Genomic DNA, 20836 nt, shown 5'->3' on the forward strand with positions numbered 1-20836 from the left:
TTTCCTCCTCCTAAACCTGCTCGATATAGTTTTCTAAATCTAAAAGTGCTTTTTTCAGCCGTTCTTTCGTTATAGAAACCGGAATCAGATGAACTTTCTCTTTTGAATCAACAAATGCCACCAACTGATCGATCACTTGCGGGTCTTCTGGATAGATCCCCATTTGATGCAGGGACATTGGCAACTGCAATTCTCGATAAAACGGCAATAACTGATCAATGACCGTCCATCTTTCTTCAATCGCTAATTGATAAAAAATGCCGTAAGCAACTTTTTCACCATGCAAAAACTGATGACTTGCTGGCAGATATTTGCTGATTGCGTCATGCATCGCATGGGCTGCCGCATTGCGGGCGTATTTGTCACCCAATCCACCAACTAAACCGGCAACTGCAAACACAATCTCTGACAAGTGAATGAATTCTTCTGTTACCTTTTGCTCTTCCATATCCTGGATTGCTTGTTTTGACTGAGATACAATCGCGTTCTCGCATAGTTTGGCTGTGTAGCCAGCCAATTGTAGAAAAGGCTCATGTTGAAGCTGTGGTTGCGCCAAAATTGTTTCTGATTCATACCACTTTGCTAAGGTATCTGCTAGTCCAGCAATAAAGTAGGAAACTGGCGCATCAATCACTAGTGTCGGATCTGTAATCAAAAAAGCTGCCTGCCGCAAGAAGTGCTCTGACTTTCCTTCAGATTCGCCGTTTTCTTTATACATCACAGCTAACGGTGTCCATGGTGCACAATTACTTGCTAAGGTTGGCACGACACCAAATGGCGTATTGGTCAGATGGGCTGCGTATCCGACCAAATCGGTCAATTTTCCGCCGCCGACACCGATGATAAAGTCAATGTGATGTGCTTCTACTTGATCTTTGATCAAATTTGCACCGTAGTAACTGCATTCCCCAGTATACTGATGATAAAAAACATCCTGGGGCGCCTCGTTGATAAAAGTCAATTTGGGTTGCGCTTTTTGCCATGAAATCGAGCCATGAACGATTAATAATCGTTTGGCTTGATATTCTTGCAGCAGCTCTGGAATATGGGCGAATGCACCTTCATGGTAACGATAAAACTGAGGACCAACTTTTACTTTTAAATCAGTTAACATTTCCTTCCCTCCTTATGAGAAAACAAGAAAATCGCTTTGATCTTGAACAGCTCGTTCTGGTAATTGCCCTTGAATGATCTGTTCGATGTCCGTCACACATTTTTCTCCCATCTGTTCGAGACACTCCATTGTGTAAGCAGACGTATGAGGTGTCATGATTACGTTATCAAATGCCAGGTATGGGTGATCCTTGCGCCCCGGTTCTTCTTCTAAAACATCTGTCGCTAAGCCAGCGATCTTCCCGGATTTTAAACCGTTTACAATTGCTTGTTCATCTAAAAGTGCTCCGCGAGCACTATTTGACAAATATACTTGGTCTTTCATTTTTTCAATTTCTTTGGTTGAAATCATATGATAATTTTCTTCTGTCAAATTGGCACACAGACAAATGATGTCTGAACGAGTCAGTAACTCATCTAACTCAACTTTCTTCCCGCCATAACTTTGTATGTGGAGTGCTGATTGATAGGGATCATAGGCTAATACCTCACAGCGAAACCCATTGCGCAAAATCTCCACGACACAACTTCCTGTGTTGCCTACACCTATGACACCTACTGTTTTATTGAACAATGCTCGCCCGACGAATTTGGCTCGTGACTCCCATTGATCTTGCCGAACTTTCACAGATGACTCTACGGTACACCGCAAAAGCGCCAACAGATTCGTCACATTATTTTCTGCCACCGCATCTCGTTCCACCAATGCTGGGATGATCGAAACGATCGTTTGATGGTTACGTGCAGCTGCTAGATCGATATTGTTGTAGCCAATACCATGACGAGTGATCAATAATAGCTCATCTTTGTGTTCAAAAAATTCCTCTGTAAAGTGAGGCGTCACACTGGCGATGATCAGATTATAACCTTGTAAACGTTGCGCCAATTCCTTCCCGGAAATGTCACTTTCCACATCAAAATGAGTCACTGTGCCGATTTTTTCGAGCCTCTGGATATGTTGAGGAAATATTTTGCCAAAACTACTAGAGTTGACTATCGCAATCTTATACTCAAGCATCCTAAGTCTCCTTCCTTTATTCCGTTTTTGTTACGATTTCGTGTCCGCCAAATCCATTTCGCAGTGCAGACACCACTTTTGCTGAGAAGCTGTCTTGTTCTTGTGATAAATTTCTCATGAAAAGACTTAATGCAATCGTTGGAACGGCAACGTCCATTTCCAGTGCTGTTTCCACCGTCCATTTGGCTTCTCCTGAAGCAGCAACGATACCCCGATATTCTTCTAAGTGGGGGCTGTTGGAAAATTGTGCTTCGGCAATCTCCATCAGCCAGCTGCGGATTACCGATCCATGGTTCCAGACATGGGCTACTGCTGCTAAATCAAAAGCATACTCACTCTGCTCAATCAGTTGGAACCCTTCACCGATTGCCTGCATCATGCCATATTCGATCCCGTTGTGGATCATCTTCAAGAAATGACCGCTTCCTGATGCGCCTGCATAAAGATATCCGCCTTCAATAGCAACATCTTTGAATACTTGTTCGATCGAATGAAAGGCATTTAAGTCGCCGCCGACCATCAGACAAGCATTCTTGCGCGCACCGGAGATTCCTCCTGAAGTGCCGCAATCCAAATAGGCAACCTCTTTGTCTGCAAATTGTTTCCCTCGTCGAATCGAATCTTTATAATTTGAATTTCCACCTTCTATCACGATATCCTCTGGTAAAACAAGTGGCAGCAAGTCTTTTAGTACCGATTCTGTGATTTCCCCTGCTGGCAGCATCAGCCAGATGACTCGTTTGCCAGTAAATGAAGCGACCATTTGGCTGATAGTCTCATATGTTTCTATTCCCTCCCTTCGTGCAGCAAGTCGTGCTTGTTCTGAAAGATCCAGCCCTTTCGTTCGATAGCCATGATCTTTTAAATTGCTTGCTAAGTTCAAGCCCATTTTGCCAAGACCGATAATACCAATCTCCATGATAGCGCCTCCATTTCTATCTTCATTATACAAAAAAATATTTTTTTGTAAATATAAATAATAAAAAATATTTTTTATTTGCATTTCTTTGGAAATCGTTGTACTTTAAAAATGAAGGCTTCGGAATGTATTGAAAAAGGAGAAAAACACTATGACTATATCGATTCGCTTAAAAATCAAGACCCTCTATAAAGACTTAAGCCCCAAAGAACAAGCAATCGCCGATTACATACTCGAAAACCCCAGTAAGGTTAGCCATAGTTCCATTAGTGATTTAGCAAATGAGCTAGGAATGGCGGATTCGACATTTTTTCAATTTACAAAAAAACTTGGTTACAACGGTTTTAAAGACTTTAAGATGGCCATGTTGATGCAAGAAAATGATTTATCCGCCATCTCTTTCCACGAAAATATTCAGCAATCAGATAACGAGCTGACCATGGCGCGCAAAGTCTTTGATTCCAACCTCACCACATTGACCGATACGCGAAAACTACTGCAAGAAGAAGATTTGAAACAAGCCGTCCAAATGATCGACAGTGCCAAGCGATTGTTCTTTTTTGGCGTAGGCGGTTCTGAAATCGTTGCAGCTGATGCATACCATAAATTCTTGCGCTCACCGATTTCTGTCGTTCACAGTGCGGATTATCACATTCAGTTGATGGAAGCAGCGTTACTGACCCCAGAAGATTGTGCCCTGTTGATTTCTCATACGGGTAAATCGAAAGAAACGATTGAACTTGCGCAAGTCGCCAAAGATTGCGGCGCCAAAGTTATCGTTATTACCAGTCACGCAGCATCTCCGCTAGCCAAATTAGGGGATGTCGTATTTATTTCTGTTTCCGAAGAGATCGAATTTCGTTCAGAAGCTCTTGCTTCCAGAATCTCTCAACTAAGTATCATCGATTCGCTCTATGTGATTTTGATGTTTATCAACCGCAACAAATCCCAAGACTCCATTGCGAAAGTTCGACGTACGATTTCTAAAATCAAAGAATAGCCTTCTTTAAATAGCGTAGCAGCCTAATCTTTAAAACCTTTCAATCATGTACTAATGGGTTATGAAAAAGTAATTTCCTCTGCTCTCCTTTCTTTGGACTTCAGAGGATTGATGGCTAGTCTAAATAAAAACCAAAGCTAACGATTAAAGTTCTGATACCGTCTAAGCATAAGCGTGTTCGATTTTTAGTCCATGATAATAGAAAAAAGCAGACTGTCTTTCCTCATAGAAAAACAGTCTGCTTTCTCTTGTTAAAAATCCTCACAAGTCGCGATGATCCCTTAAGCGATAACCGAGACCGATCTCAGTGATCAAGTATTCGGGACTGATGGTATTGGTCTCGATCTTTTTTCGTATATTTGACATATTGACCCGCAATACTTGCGGATCAGTGCCATAAGGTCCCCAAACTTCTGTCGCCAACGTTTGGTACGTTACGACTTTGCCTAGATGTTGGAACAAAACAGTTAAAATTCGGTACTCATTTTTGGTTAAATGGATCTCTGTTCCGGCCTTAGTCAAAAGCTGCCTTTCAGTATCAAGTGTTAATTCACCATTCTTGATGACTAGCGGCATTGGCTCTTGCTTCCGATGCCTGAATGCTGTGCGGATCCTTGCAAGCAATTCATTCATACCAAATGGCTTGGTCACATAATCATCCGCACCAAGATCCAACGCTTTGACTTTCTCGCTTTCATTGCTGCGAGCTGAAATCACGATCAATGGCACCGCCATCCGTTTGCGAATGATTTTCAATAACTCCATGCCGTCAATATCGGGTAGTCCTAGGTCAAGTAAAATCAAATCAAAGGATTGTTCCTGAAAAATCGTCAGAGCAGCCATTCCAGTCTCTGCTACTCGAATATGATACCTTTCTTTTTCTAAAACGACTTCCATAAAATCGGCGATCGTCGGATCGTCTTCAATCAGCAAGACAGTTCTTCCCATGATGCCCACCTCCAGTTAATTCAAATAAATGCGTACGACCGTTTGACCATCTGCTACGGCCATCTCCAACTTGCCATGATGGGCATGAACAATGGTTTTGACGATACTCAGGCCGATGCCGAGACCATTTTTTGAGTCTACCGGCACTTCATTGTCTGAAGACAGATTTGATTGGATCCGTTCAAACTGCTTCATCGATATTTCCCCGGTATTTTTTATTTCACATACCGTTTTTGCTCCTTCTTGAAATACAGACAAGTAGACTTTTTCCGAGTCTGAACCATGTCGAAAGGCATTTTCTACTAAATTAAAAATCGCTTGTTCCATCAAAATCGGATCTACTTCTACGAACAGGACCGATTCCGGCAACTGAACGATCAACTCTTTTTCCGGATAGACTTTTTTGGCATGTTCATAGACTGCGCCAATGATCTCTTCGATTGGTTCTGGGGTTTTCTTGACTTGCATCGTGTCCATGTTGATACGAGTGATCGAAAGCAAATTCTCCACCATGCGGATCAGCCATTGGGACTCACTTTGGATGTCTCTCAATAACTTGCTGCGAGTCGCTTCCTTTAAAGAGTTATTAGTTTGTAAGAGCGTTTCCGCAATTCCTGAAATTGCCGTTAAAGGTGTCCGTAAATCATGAGAAATGGCCCGCAACAAATTGCTGCGAACTTTTTCTCGTTCATTTTCTAATTCAATTTTTTCTTTTTCATCCTTCAATTCTGTTTGTTCTAAAATCACAGCTAACTGGGTCAACACTAAGCGCAGATAATTTAGTTGGCTGTTCTCAAGTGGAAAATTACGGCTTCTGCGAATTCCTAAAACGGCCATTGTTTTGCTGTTGGCAATAATCGGTAAATAAAATCCCTTTGCACCACTTAATGTATCGGTCCCATAGCCAGACTCTTTCTGATTTTTGGCAGACCAATAAGCAACAGCCGCTTCTTCCGGATGACTCAATGCGGATTGTTTTTTTGCTCCATATTGGCTTTGTTTTTGCGCTTGTGCATCATACAAAATCACTTCGCGATCTAACAAGCGGGCCAGATAGGTGGCTGACAAATCAAAAATCTGCTGCCGGTCTTCTGCTAGAACAAATTGCTTGTTCAACTCATAAAGTATTTCCATCTGCTGTTCTTTTTCCATTGAATGAACAGCTTGTTTTTTTAAACGAACCATTAGATTACTGATCATTAGTGCGACAAGCAGCATGATGACTAACGTAATCGGATAACCTTGTTTATAGACGGTCAAGGAGTACAGTGGTTCAACGAAGAACCAGTTGAAGGCTAGGACGCTCAGGATCGAAGAAAGAGCGCTCCAGAAATAGCCTGAAGTTAGACGCGCCACAAGTAGAATAAAAAAAATGTAGACGAGCATCAAATTCTGATCACCAAAATGCAAATACTGCATCACTTCAGTCGTCAGTGTCGCTAAGAAAACACTGATCAGGGCAATCGCTAGATCCTTTCCCCCTCCTTCAATGACTTTCTTGGAAAGAGAAAAAATAGAAGCACGCTCCTCTTTGTAAGGAATCAAATGAATCTCAGTGTCAGGCAACCGTTTCAGTAGCCGCACATCAAGTTCTTCCACAAACAGTTTCTCATACCATGGCTTGGCCAGGTTTTTACCCATGATGATATCGGTGGCTCCCACCAGCTTGGCATATTCGATGATTGTTTCAAAATAATTGTCTTCTTCAATGACAACGACTTCCGCGCCTAACTTTTCGGCTAATGTCGTTGCTTCATTTTTTTCTTCCGAACGTATGTAAAGCACAGTCCATTCAGCACCTAGGCCTTGCGCTAATCGCGCTGTCCAACGAATACTTTTTTCTGCCATTTTAGGGAATGCATCCTGGACAATCGTGATCAGTTTGCTCTGGATTCCATTGGTTCGGCCACTGATTCGATTGATGTGGTCAGAAGCCCGCTGAATCGCCAATCCCCGCAGTTGTTCCAGTTTTTTGGGAATAAAAAAATTCTGCAACGCTCGCTTGGCATTTTCGTTGGCATAGATTTTTCCTTGTGCCAACCGATCGATCAGCTCATCTGGCTCGACATCGATCACTTTCAATGTTGCTTGTTGGAAGAATGTATCTGGGACCGTCTCTTTGACTTCGATCCCAGTTACTTCTTCTACAATATCATTCAAGCTTTCAATGTGTTGGACATTGACCGTCGTATGCACATCAATACCGGCATTTAAAAGTTCTTCAATGTCTTGATACCTCTTGCGATTTCTTGATCCTTCAGCGTTCGTATGGGCCAACTCATCGATTAAGACAATCGCAGGCTGCTGCTGAATGATCGCATCGATATCTGGTTCAGTCAACGTGATCCCTTTGTATTGGATTTCTTTCAACGGAATCTGCGGCAAACCAGCCAGCAGACTATTGGTATCTGGACGATCATGGGGTTCGATGTAACCTATCACCACATCTTTGCCGAGGGCTTTTAGTTCCTGTGCTTCTAAAAGCATGGCGTAAGTTTTTCCTACTCCTGCAGCAAAGCCAAAGTACACCCGCAGCCGGCCTTTTTTTCGATTTTCTGCTTTCAATGTATCTACTGATGTTGGTCTATCCATGTTTGCCTCTCCCATCAACAATCACTTACAGTTTATCTAATGCTAAATTCAGTTCAAGCACATTGACAAATGTTCGATCAGAAAACCAATCTTTTTGTGTCTTTTCTTTTATTATAGCACGAATGGCTGTTTCCTTCTGTTTACGTTCTTTGGCGATGCGAGGTACTTGTATCTCGGCTGCAGCGACACTAATATGCGGATCTAATCCGCTGGCTGATGCAGTCACCAGATCAACCGGTACCTCTGTGATTTGATTTTCTCTTTGAAGCGCGGTCTTTCTGTCGGATACCAGTCCCTCTTGTTCCGCAGAGACCGGAGACAATTGGGAGACCGCATTGCTTCTGCCAGCAAAGTAGCCTGGTTGCAGGAACTGCTGACCAATCAGTGTTGAACCAACTACTTCTCCCTCTACCATTCGTTGACTACCATTGGCTTGGTTGGAAAATAACAATTGACCGACACCAGTGATCACAGCAGTATACACCCCGCCAAAAAACAAAATACTAAACACCAAGAAACGCAATTGAGTCCCTAGAATCTTTTTCATTTCTGCATCCTTCTTTCAATTTGTTCATAGTAGGAAAAAGCTTAGCACGATATCGATCAATTTGATAAAAATGAAAGGTGCGATCAATCCGCCTAGTCCATATACCAGTAAATTGTGGCGCAAAATTTGGCTGGCTGGTTTTTCTTTGTATTTGACTCCTTTTAGAGCTAATGGAATCAAAGCAACGATAATGACCGCATTGTAAATCACGGCTGACAAGATCGCCGTCAGTGGACTACCTAACTGCATCACGTTCAATTGCGCCAGTTCAGGATAGATGCCATAAAAAAGAACAGGGATTACGGCGAAATATTTCGCCACATCATTGGCAATGCTGAATGTCGTCAATGCACCACGAGTCATCAACAGCTGTTTACCGATTCGTACGACCTGCAGCAATTTGGTTGGACTGGAATCCAGATCGATCATGTTGCCAGCCTCTTTGGCAGCCTGTGTTCCAGTATTCATAGCCATTGCCACATCTGCTTGAGCCAATGCTGGTGCATCGTTGGTTCCATCGCCGGTCATGGCAACCAAGTGTCCTTTTTCTTGGTATTGCCGAATCAATTCCATTTTGTTTTCTGGCGTTGCTTCAGCGAGGAAATCATCGACTCCCGCTTCTGCTGCAATCGCTGCTGCGGTCAACGGGTTGTCTCCTGTGATCATGATAGTTTTGATACCCATTTTCCGCATATCGGCAAAATTTTCCTGTACACCGTTTTTGACGATGTCCTTCAAATAGATGACCCCCATGACTTGGTCATTTTTGACAACTACCAACGGGGTACCCCCAGAGTGCGCCACTTTGGCTACGATTTGGTCACACTGTGGTGGGTAGGTACCGCCACGAGCGAGCACATATTTCTTGATCGTATCCGCCGCACCTTTACGAATTTGATCGCCACGATAATCCATGCCGCTCATCCGTGTTTTGGCACTAAAATCGATAAATTTCACTTCGGATTGTTCAAAAGCGCGTTCTCGAATCCCAAATTTTTCTTTGGCTAGAATAACAATACTGCGGCCTTCTGCCGTTTCGTCAGCTAATGAGGAAAGCTGCGCGGCATCTGCTAATTGTTCTTCACTAATACCGGCTACAGGTAGAAAGGCACTTGCCCGACGATTTCCCAGTGTAATGGTTCCTGTTTTATCCAATAACAAAATATCGACATCACCAGCCGCTTCGATGGCACGACCGCTCATGGCAATAACATTTTCTTTCGTCAGACGGCTCATTCCAGCAATCCCGATCGAAGAGATCAGTGCACCGATGGTCGTTGGGGCTAGACAAACGAGCAATGCAATAATTACAATACTAGAAAGCGCGGTTCCTTTTTGCGAAAGAATACTGCTTAATTCCGTAAATGGGACTAATGTTACTGCCACCGCTAAAAAGATGATCGTCAATGTGATCAGAAAAATCTGCAGCCCAATTTCATTAGGCGTTTTTTTGCGTTGTGTCCCTTCTACCATTGAAATCATTTTATCCAAAAACGAATGTCCATTTTCAGACGTCACTCGAATGACCAAGTAATCGGAAACCACCGTTGTCCCGCCAGTGACTGCACTGCGGTCTCCGCCTGATTCTCGAATTACTGGCGCTGATTCACCCGTAATGGCACTTTCATCTACCGAGGCAGCACCTTCAATGACATCGCCGTCTGCCGGAATCTGTTGTCCAGAAACGACATAAACCAAGTCACCTTTTTTCAAATCTGATGACTTCATTTCGATGAACTGCTCTGATTGGATATCTTGTAAATCATTGATTTTGTAAGTCATGACGTCTTTTTTGGCTTGTTTTAAGCTATCTGCCTGAGCTTTCCCACGACCTTCCGCGACCGCTTCAGCAAAATTTGCGAACAGCAATGTGAGCCAAAGTAAGCTGGTGATCGTGATGGTAAACCACAATGGAATGTCAGATTGTTCAAAGCAGAGAATCGTCGCTGCGATGGCACCAATATAAACCACGAACATCACTGGATTTTTTATTTGTTGCCGCGGATCTAGTTTGAGAAATGCTTGCTTGATTGCCCAGCGATATATCTTTTTCATTTTATTCTTCTCCTTTTTATTTCAGTGTAAGAAAATCTGCGATCGGACCTAATGCCAATGCAGGTAGAAAACTTAATGCCCCGATCACTAAAATCACAATCATCAACATCGTGACGAATGTCGGATTGACGGTAGAAAGAGTACCGTCATTCACAGCTACTTTCTTCTTGCGTCCCATGTTTTCAGCCAAAAATAAAACGGCGATGATCGGAATATACCGAGAGAAAAGCATGAGTCCACTACCTAAGACATTCAAGAATGGGGTATCTGCTAACAACCCATTAAATGCACTTCCGTTGTTATTAGCCAATGATGTTGCTCCGTATAACAGTTCACTAAATCCGTGAGCCCCTTTGTTGGTCAACCATTCCAAAATATCCGGGTGCATCGCAAGCGCCATCGCCCCAAACAGCGTCAGCAGAAGCGGCGTCAAAATGACTAAACTTGCCATTTTGATATCAAAGGCTTCGATTTTCTTGCCTAAATATTCTGGTGTGCGTCCAACAAGCAGTCCGGCAATGAACACTGCTAAAAGCAGAAATGCTAACATCCCATAAAGCCCGCTACCGACACCACCAAAAATGATTTCCCCTAGTTGCATGAGAAACATCGGCACTGCACCGCCTAATGGAGTGAAGCTATCCAACATCGCGTTGACCGATCCGTTGGAAGCTGCCGTGGTACTGACTGCCCACAAACTCGACCAGCCAATCCCAAAGCGAATTTCTTTGCCTTCCATATTGGCTGAACCAACGACATCGTTGAAAATCGGTCCATAGTTTTCACTGATCAATACACCTAAAAAAGCGGCAAATAGGAAGAACAGCGAAACAAATAAAATCGTTCGTCCTTGTTTCCAGTCTTTTACCCAAAAGCCAAAAGCAAAAATCAGCGCAGCTGGTAAAAGGAGAATGGCTAAATTCTCGATAAAGTTTGAAAAAATCGTCGGATTCTCAAATGGATGGGCCGAATTGGCCCCAAAAAAGCCGCCACCGTTTGTCCCTAACTGTTTGATAGCCACCTGACTAGCAACAGGGCCAAGATATAACCAAAGATTTTCTCCTTCCAAACTGTTGTAGGCCATTCCGCTACTGAAGGTTTGAACGACTCCTTGAGAGATCAATAAAATCGCAATGATCGTGGACAGTGGTAATAGGATATACAATAATCCGCGAACCATGTCTTGCCAAAAATTGCCTAAATAGGATTCTTTTTTCTGAACCAATCCACGAATGAATGCACAAAGAACAGCCAATCCAACTGCCGCCGACAAGAAATTTTGGACAGTCAAACCAAAGACTTGTGTACTATTGGATAGTGCCAACTCGCCAGAATATGCTTGCCAGTTCGTATTAGTGATAAAGCTGACAGCTGTATTAAGTGCTAAATCAAAAGACAGATTATCAACCTTTGCTCCACCCGGCAGCCAACCTTGAACCATTAAAAGTACCGTCAAAAACAGCAGCGAACTGATTCCTAGCCCTAATACACTGATCAAATAACGTTTTGCGGACATTTTTCGCTGACTTTCAGAACCGATCAACCGATAGAAACCACGCTCGATCGGTTGGATAAAGCGGACGAAACGGGGCGTCTCCCCCGTCATGATCATCTTGATATAAAACCCTAAAGGGGCTGCTAAAATTAGTAATACAAAAAAGAAAAACAGCCCTTGAAAAACAAAACTCATCATAACTCTTCCCCCTTGAACAGAAACCAAAATAGATAAAGCATCAATCCAAAACTCAAACATCCTAAAAGTAGTAACATCTTCTTCCTCTCCTTTGATCTTATCTTAAAAAAAATGTTGTAAAGATAGTATCAAGGTTCGCTGGATTTCTTTATATCTTCTTTATACGATGAGCTGTAACACAATCTGTCTGTTTACAGCGAATTAGCGGATTTATCTTCTTGCCCACCCTGTTATATTTGGTTATACTTGTCTCACTTAATCTAGAAAGGAGCAATCAATAATGCAGTTTACGATCTCGGGTCTGGTCTTAATCCCGTTTTTTCTTGTTACTTGCTATTTGATTCTGCGTTACAATGCTGCTCAGCTTTCACTTTTTCAAAAAATAACGGTTGGAGCCTTTGTTTTCTATAGTTTCGCTGTCCTTTACTTGACTTTTTTCCCTTTTCAAATCCAAACAGGGGTCTATGCCAATCAATCCGATTGGCTTAGTCGCATCAACTTCTCCTTAGCAGCAGATCTTTCGATACTCCCTAATCTTATTATGTTGGCGCCATTAGCTGTTTTTTATTATTTGATGGTTAACAAAACTTCTATTTTTCGAGCTGTTCTGCTGGGATTTTCGGTCAGCTTTAGTATCGAAGTACTGCAGTTTTTAAGCAATTATTTCCTAGGCGGCTGGCGAGGGGCAGATGTCGTGGATTTAATTGCAAATACCGTTGGGGCATTACTTGGTTATTTACTCAGTCGCTTTCTTTTCACTGTGCTGCCTGAGCGATCCTTTCTTAGAAAATTTATGCTTCATTCCCCTAGTGAGTCGTAAATCAACTATCGGAGCAAGCAAAAAAGAGCCCGTCAAAAGGCTCTTTTTCGTATCTGTCTATTCGAAAAGAAAATCTTGCAGTTTTACTAGATGGGTATTGCTGTTGCCGGAAATCAAGCAGATCACTTTGTTTAGCGATTTGTTGAAACGATCGTGGCACCAAAAGGCATCAATGCTAGACCCGCTAGTTTCAGCGACTGTTTCGCAAAAGGAATCCCAATAATCGTAATCGTTAAGAGAATGGCACTCATCAGATGAGCGATTGCCAAAGGTATTCCTGAAAAAATCAGCCACAGGATATTCAATAGCAAAGAAACCCCTGAACCACTATAGACAACTTCTTTTCCAAAAGGAGCCAATGATAAAGAAGCGAATTTAAAACACTGCAAACCAATCGGGATACCGATGATCGTCACACACCACAGACAACCGGCCAAAAACCACGAAATTGCACCAAGCAATCCACCAAAAATCATCCAAATCAGGTTTCCTAAACAACTCATACTCATCACATTCCTTTCCTTTGAAAAAAGCGGCCATCATAGATGACGACCGCCTTGCATTATCCTTCGTTCGTTTTTGATTACATTCATTTAGCCAACTGCTTATTCGTTAGAATTTCCGCCAAATACACCCGTGATCGAAGACCAAAGTCCACTGAAGAAGTTTTTAACATTTTCCCATAGTCCTTTGGATTTTTCTTCAATTTGTTTGCGGGCTTCTGAAAGATCCAACTCTTTGACAAAATCTTCAAAAATATTTTTGTCTTTCATGTCGCTCATCAATGTTGTCAATTCAGTAACTTGATCCGAAGTCACGATTCCCTCTAAACCATTGTCTTTCAATGCTTTTTCAACAGTTGCTTGAATATCGGATTGGGTCAATTCTGAGCCATCAGCTGTTTGGGCAGCTAGCTCTGTTTTCGCTTGTTCTTGTGCAGCATTCAGAGCTTCATCAGAATAGCCTTCTTTGTCTTTGTTTTCTTCTGTAATGGTTGATAAGACATCCATTTCATCTTGCGCAACACTGACACGATCTTGATTGATGATGCCGCCGGATTCTTCAACGATTTTGTAGACTCCTGCCAATGCCCCAGAACCGTCAATCGGTACAGCAGAAGCTACTGTTAGCTTAGCATCTGTGATCCCAGCAGTCAGTGCGGCATTTTGGTATTGTGCGGCAGTGATGCGGGTGATATTTTTAGGTGTCGCAATATCCACCGTGATTCCTTCGCCACTATCAAGGGTCTGCATGCGGACAGAACTATACACCGCCCAATCTTTAGTAAAGCCACCATCAGGGATATATTTCATTAAATCGGAACCTGAAGTCGTATAGATCGGTGTTTCTCCTTTGATCCCCAGTTGATCCAGGGTATAGTTTTCTTGCTCTTTTGTTAATGCATTACCAATGGCTACCGCATTGATCTGCAATTTTTCTTTACTATCCGTCGTAGAAGTCGCAGTTTCTGAGCTTGCTGTCTCTGAAGCTGCCGAAGACGAGGTTTCGATCGTTTGTGAGATTGCTGAGCTCCCTTCACTTGAAGTTGATTCTTCAGCAAATGCTAATGGTGCGGCAACTAAAACTTGGCTAGAAACCAAGAGAGTGGCTAAAATCATTTGTTTTTTTCTGATATTTTTTTTCATAGTATCCTCCATCTAACTATTTTCCTGTTTCTATTATTGTACTATAAGAGATACGTTTCGACCTACGGCTAGGGTCGGATTTGAAGGAAAATTTATGATCTACTTGTTTAAAGAAAAAATTAAAATGTTTTTTTATCGCAATATTGAGGATACTGACTACAAACGTATTTATTATCTTTATTACATTTGTTATTGACTGTGTGGTTACCCGACACTATATACTGATTATTAGGAGGCGAACGATGAAATTACTGACAACAAGTGAACTAGCAACCTTATTTTCTATTTCAAAACACACAATCCGGCACTATATTGATATTGATTTGCTGACACCTAAGGAAAGGAGAGACAATGGTTATTTCTTTTTCGATGAAGAAAATGTTTATAGATTATATCAAATTATCGTTCTTAGGAACATTGGCTACTCTCTTAAAACAATTAAAACGGTTTTAACTGAAGAGGATGTAGCCCACTATTTTTTGGAAGCTGAACAAAATCTTCAAAAAAAAATCGACGAATTACTTGCTATAAAAAATACCGTGCAGAACATCATCCAGGCTCAAGAACGCTACAAGCTAAATGAAATAACTTTCTTTGAAAGAACGGATCGCTACTTCCATCCTTTTCCGGAATCGGTTATTGATAATTCCGAGATTGATTTGATCAAAGCAACAAAAATGAACTTCTCGTCCCTCGATCAACTATTCTATGTTCATAATGAAAATGAAGTGATTCCTTGCTTTCAAAGCAAAAATAAAGAGGATGATCTTTTCTTTGCTAAAGGGACTTATGCCAGTATGAGCTTTATCGTTAATACGGAAGACTGCATTAAAAAAAATATTGATCTTTTTTTAGCTGATAAATTACTGGCTATAAAGGATACTTCACCACATCATTTCTTAGTTTTTGAAAATATCTATTGTTCATTAGCCTATAATAATGCCACCATTTTTACTGTTGAGATTAAATTATAAGAAAAGGGGATTGGACATGTTTACAGTAACAACGGAAACAATTGCGGATAAAAGAATTCGTGAAGTAAAAGGAGCTATCTTTAATGAACAAGTCATTTCAATTAACATTGTGAAAGATACAATCAGTGGTATTAAAGGGATATTTGGCGGAAAATCTACTACTTATTCTAATGAATATTCAAGCGGAAGGAAATTGGCTCTTTTAGAATTAGAATCACAAGCCCGTAGTCTATCTGCAAACGCGATAATCAATACCCGTGTTAGTTATAATCAATTTGTAAATTCTGATATCATGCTCATCGTTGTAACAGCTAGCGGAACAGCAGTTGTTGTTGAAGAATAGATGCACTAGGCTCTCATCTATAAAAAATCAGCTTACTAAACAATGTAAGGCAGCATTATGCCGTGATAGCTCATTCTTTCCACATTAATTTTTCTCCTGAGAAAAAAGTATGTTTTTTTGAGAGTCTAGGTATAAGACCCTTTTAATAACTCACAACTCCAATCAAGCGGCACTATTTTTTCCCAGCAACAATTATAGGAAGAAAAGTCTATCATTTACACTATGCACAATTAAAAACAAAAAATCACCTGTGACAAAGTGATTTAAATAGAAAATTTATTAGAAAAAAGAAAAAAGCCTTCGCTTCTATTTGTCTATTAATATATCTTCAATCGCTAAACACATAGACCTCTTAACAAGTCAAAAAAGTACGGCCTATCGATCAATCCTGAGTAGATTGACCAGTAGGCCGCTTGTTCATAATTGAATCTATTCCTGCTTCTTCATTATGAAGTAAGCGTTATATGCCTCGTTTCTTTGAAACTTATAAGAGTTATCTAAGGTCTGTATGCTATCAATACTCAAACTGGCGATAGTAGCGTCGTATCTCCATTGGGTGGCAATTCATTTGCTCGACATAGGCATCAATACGTTGTGTCACGCAATGCATCAATAAATGAGACAGTACACGGCCACGATATTTCTCACTGATTCCTGAAACAGGATAGTCTTTCGTGTCGATCAATGTATAGTCGCCACAAATTCTTGGCAATAATTTAGCTACTCTTTCTGATAATGGCCGCTGTTCATCTTCGCCTAAAAAGACGGTCACAGGGGTTGTTTCATCAACGATTTCCAACGTCCCGTGAAGAAATTCAGCGGCGTGGATTGATTTAGAACGCAACCAGCTTTGTTCTTCCCAGTAACACATAGCGTAAGAATAAACAGCACCCCATTGATTTCCCGCACCGATGAAATAGTGCATCGCATCATGACGATGTTTTTCCGCAAACGATCGGCCAAATTCATCCGCTTGTTTCTCTGCTTCTACTAATCCTTTTGCTAGATGCTGATCCAATTCTTGATAATACTCTTCGTAATCAGGAAAATCCCCATGATTTTTCATTAAACGATCCGCAACCATAAAGAATTTGATTTGTTCTGTTCCTGGTGCAGGATACGTGATGACATGGTCACACTGTTCTGCCAAGACACTGCCTTTTGTATCAATAAATCCTAGCAATGTCGCTCCTACTTTTTTGATTTCTGCGACAGCCTTTACCACTTCTTGTGTCGTACCAGTGACAGATGACAAGATAACTAATGAGTCTTTTGTCAAGCGACGGTTCCCTGTTGTATAGTATTCCGCCGCATGCTGGACATAAACAGGCAGATCACTTTTTCCATTGATATAAGTAACTGCTTGCATAGCAGAAGCATACGTGCCGCCAATTCCTAGATAATAGATCCCATCAAAGCCTTTTTCGTCAAGGGTGTCGATCAACTTTTCAATTTCTGGGCGCAAGTCTAACATTCCTTGGATATCGTCAATTTGTTGTTGTTCATTAAATTTAAGCATTTTTCCACCTCTAAATTTTACTTTTTAACACTTGATCAAAATCGTCAAAAATACGTTTACTTAAATCGATTCCTTTAGCAGCTGCCCCAAGATAGGAGAAAATTTGAAACGGAATAACTAAGAGCAACGGAGAAAAAAGTTCCTCACATGCAACATCCAGCCCAAGTGTATCGGAGTCAGCCGCTGCTGCTACAGTGATTGTATAAGCTTTCCCCACATGAGAAGTCATATAATCACGCAATAACTGAGATCTTGTTTGATTCGAGCTTGGCGCTTCAATAAAGAAAAGCACATGTTCATGGTTTGCTTCAAGATAAGGACCGTGCATATACGCTTCTAATTCCACGCCTTGAGAAGGTACTCGAACAGTTTCGGTAAATTTCGTTTCAAATTCTTTTGCGGTTCCCCAGTTTGGGCCGTAACCAATTGTCACAAACCGATTGGCTAGTTTAAAAGTACTGACGTTTTTCTCAAAAAAAGCTATCGTTTTATCAATGACTTGAGGAACAGCCTCAATCATCTTCTCTAACTGGCTTTTGATAATCGACACTTGGTCATCGGACAATAAGCCTTTGCTGTAGCCAATCGATACGCCTAACAGATAGAGTTGCAATACCGTTGCGACATATCCCTTCGTCACGAATCCAACGGTCTCGATCCCGGTTCCTAGATCAATTCTTTCGTTTACTTTTTGCACAAGGGGGCTTTCGAGATCACTGCTCAAACCGATGGTGTAAAGACCTTGCTCTGACAAATGCGCCACGGCATCTATTGTCGAGGCACTTTTTCCACTTTGAGAAACCGCCAGAACTGTCTCAATTTCTTTTGAAAGATGACCATAGTGATTAAAGTGGTATGGTTCCTCGATCGTGACAGTGATCTGCGCCAACTTCTCCAGTGCGTACTTTGCTGCTAAACAGGCATTGGCAGAAGAGCCTGTTGCCAAAATCATTAAATGTTCAATCGCTGATCTTCTTTCTTCTTTTTTAGGAACAAATCCCTGCAATATCTCAACTAATGTTTCTTGCTCTTCCTGAATATAATCCATCATCGTTGCCACAACAATTCCTCCTTAAAAAAGTCCAATCAAAGATCCCAAAATACCAACTACTGCTAATCCAAGCAGAATAATCAACGGCTTGACTTCTTTTTTCAGCAGATAAAAGACAGCCCCAAACGCACCTAATGATAAAATTTTCGGAACGATATCATCAAAGATACGTTGTACTGTAACAGCATTTTCACCCGAACCGATCTGTAATGGGATATTGATATCGATCATCGTAGCTGTCATTCCTCCCACGACCATCAATCCAATGATCGCGGCGCCGTATGTTAAGCTTTCCATCATACCGTTTTCCTGGATTTTCTTTAAAAATCCTGTTCCAAGCTTATATCCCCAACCAGTAGCAAAATAACGAAACAGTAAATGAGGAATATTGAAAATCAGCAGAAAGAGAATCGGTCCCAATATGTTTCCTTGTAAAGCCAATGAAGTTCCTACTCCAGTGGCGATCAGCCGTAACGTTCCCCAAAAGAAGGAATCCCCAATCCCAGCTAAAGGTCCCATCAAGGATGTCTTGATGTTATCGATCGCTGAGGAATCAAAATTTGGATCATTCACATTTTCTTCTTCCATCGCTGCATTGATTCCTAAAATAAGTGTCACGATATGAGGGGTCGTGTTGAAAAATTCCAGATGACGTTTCAATGCATCGGCCATCGATTCTTTTGTTTTGTACAGTTTCTTTAAAATCGGAATCATCGCATAGACATAAGCCAGGTTCATTTGCCGCTCATAGTTCCATGAGAACTCCATTTGAAACGAACGCCAGAAGACACGATTCAATTCTTTTTTGGTAATTTCGGCTTTCTCATTAGAAGTCTTCATCATCATCTAGTACCTCCCCTGAAGTCGTTTGAATAGATTGCCCTTGTCCGCGTATGTTTCTTAGATTCACAACTACAACGGCTGTTATCGCACCAAAGATTGCAATTCCTGTAACAGGCAGCTCTAAATAAGCTGCTAATGCAAACCCTAAAAAGAAATAAGGAGCAACTTGTTTATTGATCAGTAACCTAGCCAACATGGCAAATCCAAGGGCTGGGATCAAGCCAGTTGCTACTGATAAACCGTTCTGAACAAAGGCCGGAATCATATCCAACAATTTACTAATCGTATTACTGCCTACCATGAAGGAAATCGTAACTACAAGAGCCAACATCAGTGATAAGCCAAAACCTGCCAATAAGTGCATTCTTTCCACACCTTTGTAGTTACCATCTGCCGCGTACAAATCGGCTTTTTGGTTCATCATAGGAATGAGCAGTCCCAAGTAAACATTTTTCAAGATAAGTGTCAATGTTGCGATCGGGAGTCCTAACAATAAAGCCGTCTCCGTTCCCGCTCCTGCTGTAATTGCAAAGGCTGTACCAAGAATCCCACCAGTTACGACATCGGGCGGAATAGACGCACCAACAGAAAAAGAGCCGATAAACGCTAGTTCCAGTGTTGCACCCATAATGATTCCGGTGCTGACATCCCCTAATACGATTCCTGTAAACAATCCAGTAACAATAGGACGCGACAGTAATGACGTTCCTAATGCATATTCAGATTGCGCGATAAATGCAACAATTCCAAGTAATATTGCTTGCAGCATCTCTGTTACTCCTTTCTTTATAAAACATCTTCGACAGCGACTTTTTTATCTGAAGGTACTTGCCGGATATCGACAGCGATTCCTTTAGCAACCATTTTTTTCAGAAGTTCTTCTTCAAACGGTAAAACATTGACTGCTTTGCCAATATTCTTGGTGCCTTCTTTGGCTTTGATCCCGCCCAAATTGATTTTAGTGATCTCTGGATAGTTTTCCGCTAACTTATAGGCATCTTCAATGGATTCCACCACGATGAACAACTTGTATTTATCGGTCACACCGCTTTTCAACGCATGAATAGAATCTTCGATTGTTTTGATTACTAGCTTAACGCCTTGTGGTTTAGCTAGTTTGATCGTTGTCTTACGAATGTCATTTGTCGGCACATCATCATTGGCGATCAAGATACAATCTGCCCCTAAGCTTTGCGTCCAAGAAAATGCAACTTGTCCATGTAAGAGTCGGTGATCGACTCGTGTCAAAATAATCATGTCGTTCCTCCTAAAATTCTTCTTCTTCGATTTCTTTTGCTACACTCTCATTGCAGAACTGGATCATATCTTTCGAATTAGCCAACGTTTGGTGGATCGTTTCTGAGATGGCACCTCCTCCTTGAAGTTGTGTTGTCAATTCAATCAACAATGGCAAATTCAATCCTGCGATCAAGTAGAAATTCGGTTGTTGGATATAACGTAAAAATTCATTGTTCACACTGCCACCGAAAATATCTGTGATAACGATCATTTCGTGCTGTTTATAGGTTTCCATCAGTGTATCTATAGTTGCTGTTAGATCGAATGCTTCTTGAACATAACAATCTATGGCAATGACTGATTGTTTTTTTCCACAAATAAGTTCTAAAGAATGCAAGATTCCTGATGCAAATCTACCGTGTGATGCTAAAATAATGATTTGCTCCACTGCTTTCACCTCTCTTTGCGCCAAGTTACACTTTATTAAACGCAAAAAGCGTGCCAAAAAAAGTGGCA

The 20836-nt window shown here is 41.4% G+C and carries 19 protein-coding genes and 1 pseudogene; 4 read left to right on the forward strand and 16 right to left on the reverse strand.

What is annotated here, in order from left to right; genetic code table 11:
- Positions 1–10 precede the first annotated feature (10 nt).
- The 3 genes from HED61_RS15000 to gnd are packed head-to-tail and all read right to left on the reverse strand — an operon-like array spanning position 11 to position 3050.
- Entirely contained in the window at positions 11–1114 is a 1104-nt protein-coding gene (locus HED61_RS15000; RefSeq protein ID WP_156231863.1) for an iron-containing alcohol dehydrogenase family protein, read from the reverse strand.
- Positions 1115–1126: 12 nt separating this feature from the next.
- Complete coding sequence (locus HED61_RS15005; protein WP_103300213.1) at positions 1127–2131, reverse strand: D-isomer specific 2-hydroxyacid dehydrogenase family protein; 1005 nt, start codon at positions 2129–2131, stop codon at positions 1127–1129.
- A gap of 16 nt (positions 2132–2147) precedes the next feature.
- Entirely contained in the window at positions 2148–3050 is a 903-nt protein-coding gene (gene gnd / locus HED61_RS15010) for a phosphogluconate dehydrogenase (NAD(+)-dependent, decarboxylating) (protein ID WP_103300212.1), read from the reverse strand.
- Between the two features lie 151 nt (positions 3051–3201).
- Here gnd and HED61_RS15015 point away from each other — a divergent pair, with 151 nt between their 5' ends.
- Complete coding sequence (locus tag HED61_RS15015; RefSeq protein ID WP_003125570.1) at positions 3202–4050, forward strand: MurR/RpiR family transcriptional regulator; 849 nt, start codon at positions 3202–3204, stop codon at positions 4048–4050.
- Positions 4051–4311: 261 nt separating this feature from the next.
- Here HED61_RS15015 and HED61_RS15020 read toward each other — a convergent pair whose 3' ends face one another.
- The 5 genes and pseudogenes from HED61_RS15020 to kdpA all read right to left on the reverse strand — a co-directional run bounded on the left by HED61_RS15020 (position 4312) and on the right by kdpA (position 11885).
- Positions 4312–4998, reverse strand: coding sequence for a response regulator transcription factor (locus HED61_RS15020; protein ID WP_021150372.1), 687 nt, complete (start codon positions 4996–4998; stop codon positions 4312–4314).
- A 15-nt stretch (positions 4999–5013) separates the two neighbouring features.
- Entirely contained in the window at positions 5014–7590 is a 2577-nt protein-coding gene (locus HED61_RS15025) for a sensor histidine kinase (RefSeq protein ID WP_219645138.1), read from the reverse strand.
- Between the two features lie 25 nt (positions 7591–7615).
- Positions 7616–8137 carry a potassium-transporting ATPase subunit C gene (locus HED61_RS15030; protein WP_003125567.1) on the reverse strand — a complete coding sequence of 174 codons (522 nt, stop codon included), beginning with the start codon at positions 8135–8137 and terminating at the stop codon, positions 7616–7618.
- 24 nt (positions 8138–8161) lie between these two features.
- A pseudogene (kdpB, locus tag HED61_RS15035) lies at positions 8162–10198 on the reverse strand (potassium-transporting ATPase subunit KdpB); the annotation flags it as partial.
- 10 nt (positions 10199–10208) lie between these two features.
- On the reverse strand, positions 10209–11885 hold the full coding sequence (kdpA, locus tag HED61_RS15040) for a potassium-transporting ATPase subunit KdpA (RefSeq protein ID WP_138371160.1): 1677 nt from the start codon (positions 11883–11885) through the stop codon (positions 10209–10211).
- A 280-nt stretch (positions 11886–12165) separates the two neighbouring features.
- Here kdpA and HED61_RS15045 point away from each other — a divergent pair, with 280 nt between their 5' ends.
- Positions 12166–12705 carry a VanZ family protein gene (locus tag HED61_RS15045; RefSeq protein WP_231609092.1) on the forward strand — a complete coding sequence of 180 codons (540 nt, stop codon included), beginning with the start codon at positions 12166–12168 and terminating at the stop codon, positions 12703–12705.
- A 131-nt stretch (positions 12706–12836) separates the two neighbouring features.
- Here the strand turns inward: HED61_RS15045 and HED61_RS15050 are convergent, their stop codons facing one another.
- Both HED61_RS15050 and HED61_RS15055 read right to left on the reverse strand, forming a co-directional pair.
- A complete protein-coding gene (locus HED61_RS15050; protein ID WP_003125563.1) occupies positions 12837–13208 on the reverse strand; it encodes a YccF domain-containing protein in 372 nt (123 codons plus the stop codon).
- Positions 13209–13310: 102 nt separating this feature from the next.
- The gene (locus HED61_RS15055) at positions 13311–14351 is read right to left on the reverse strand and encodes a DUF1002 domain-containing protein (RefSeq protein ID WP_156247722.1); all 1041 of its coding nucleotides are present in this window, start codon (positions 14349–14351) and stop codon (positions 13311–13313) included.
- A gap of 242 nt (positions 14352–14593) precedes the next feature.
- On the opposite strand from HED61_RS15055, the gene HED61_RS15060 reads away from it, so the two are divergent.
- Complete coding sequence (locus HED61_RS15060) at positions 14594–15325, forward strand: MerR family transcriptional regulator (protein ID WP_103300208.1); 732 nt, start codon at positions 14594–14596, stop codon at positions 15323–15325.
- A gap of 16 nt (positions 15326–15341) precedes the next feature.
- Positions 15342–15668 carry a YbjQ family protein gene (locus HED61_RS15065; RefSeq protein ID WP_029486440.1) on the forward strand — a complete coding sequence of 109 codons (327 nt, stop codon included), beginning with the start codon at positions 15342–15344 and terminating at the stop codon, positions 15666–15668.
- A 514-nt stretch (positions 15669–16182) separates the two neighbouring features.
- Here HED61_RS15065 and HED61_RS15070 read toward each other — a convergent pair.
- From HED61_RS15070 to HED61_RS15095, 6 genes are read right to left on the reverse strand one after another with little or no spacing between them, the layout of a single operon-like run.
- Positions 16183–17187, reverse strand: a complete 1005-nt coding sequence (locus HED61_RS15070; RefSeq protein ID WP_171917288.1) for an SIS domain-containing protein — start codon at positions 17185–17187, stop codon at positions 16183–16185.
- A gap of 10 nt (positions 17188–17197) precedes the next feature.
- Positions 17198–18247 (reverse strand): SIS domain-containing protein, encoded by a 1050-nt coding sequence (locus HED61_RS15075; protein ID WP_060813775.1) that lies wholly within the window; start codon positions 18245–18247, stop codon positions 17198–17200.
- 12 nt (positions 18248–18259) lie between these two features.
- The gene (locus HED61_RS15080) at positions 18260–19081 is read right to left on the reverse strand and encodes a PTS system mannose/fructose/sorbose family transporter subunit IID (RefSeq protein ID WP_156247855.1); all 822 of its coding nucleotides are present in this window, start codon (positions 19079–19081) and stop codon (positions 18260–18262) included.
- Positions 19065–19850 (reverse strand): PTS mannose/fructose/sorbose/N-acetylgalactosamine transporter subunit IIC, encoded by a 786-nt coding sequence (locus tag HED61_RS15085; RefSeq protein WP_219645136.1) that lies wholly within the window; start codon positions 19848–19850, stop codon positions 19065–19067. The genes HED61_RS15080 and HED61_RS15085 overlap by 17 nt, the downstream gene beginning before the upstream one ends.
- A 17-nt stretch (positions 19851–19867) precedes the next feature.
- Positions 19868–20338: a PTS sugar transporter subunit IIB gene (locus HED61_RS15090; RefSeq protein WP_029486434.1), complete on the reverse strand. Its 471-nt coding sequence runs from the start codon at positions 20336–20338 to the stop codon at positions 19868–19870.
- Positions 20339–20348: 10 nt separating this feature from the next.
- Entirely contained in the window at positions 20349–20768 is a 420-nt protein-coding gene (locus tag HED61_RS15095; RefSeq protein WP_155853100.1) for a PTS sugar transporter subunit IIA, read from the reverse strand.
- Between the last annotated feature and the right edge of the window lie 68 nt (positions 20769–20836).

It is taken from the genome of Enterococcus gallinarum (assembly GCF_021496385.1).
Taxonomy (GTDB): domain Bacteria; phylum Bacillota; class Bacilli; order Lactobacillales; family Enterococcaceae; genus Enterococcus_D; species Enterococcus_D gallinarum.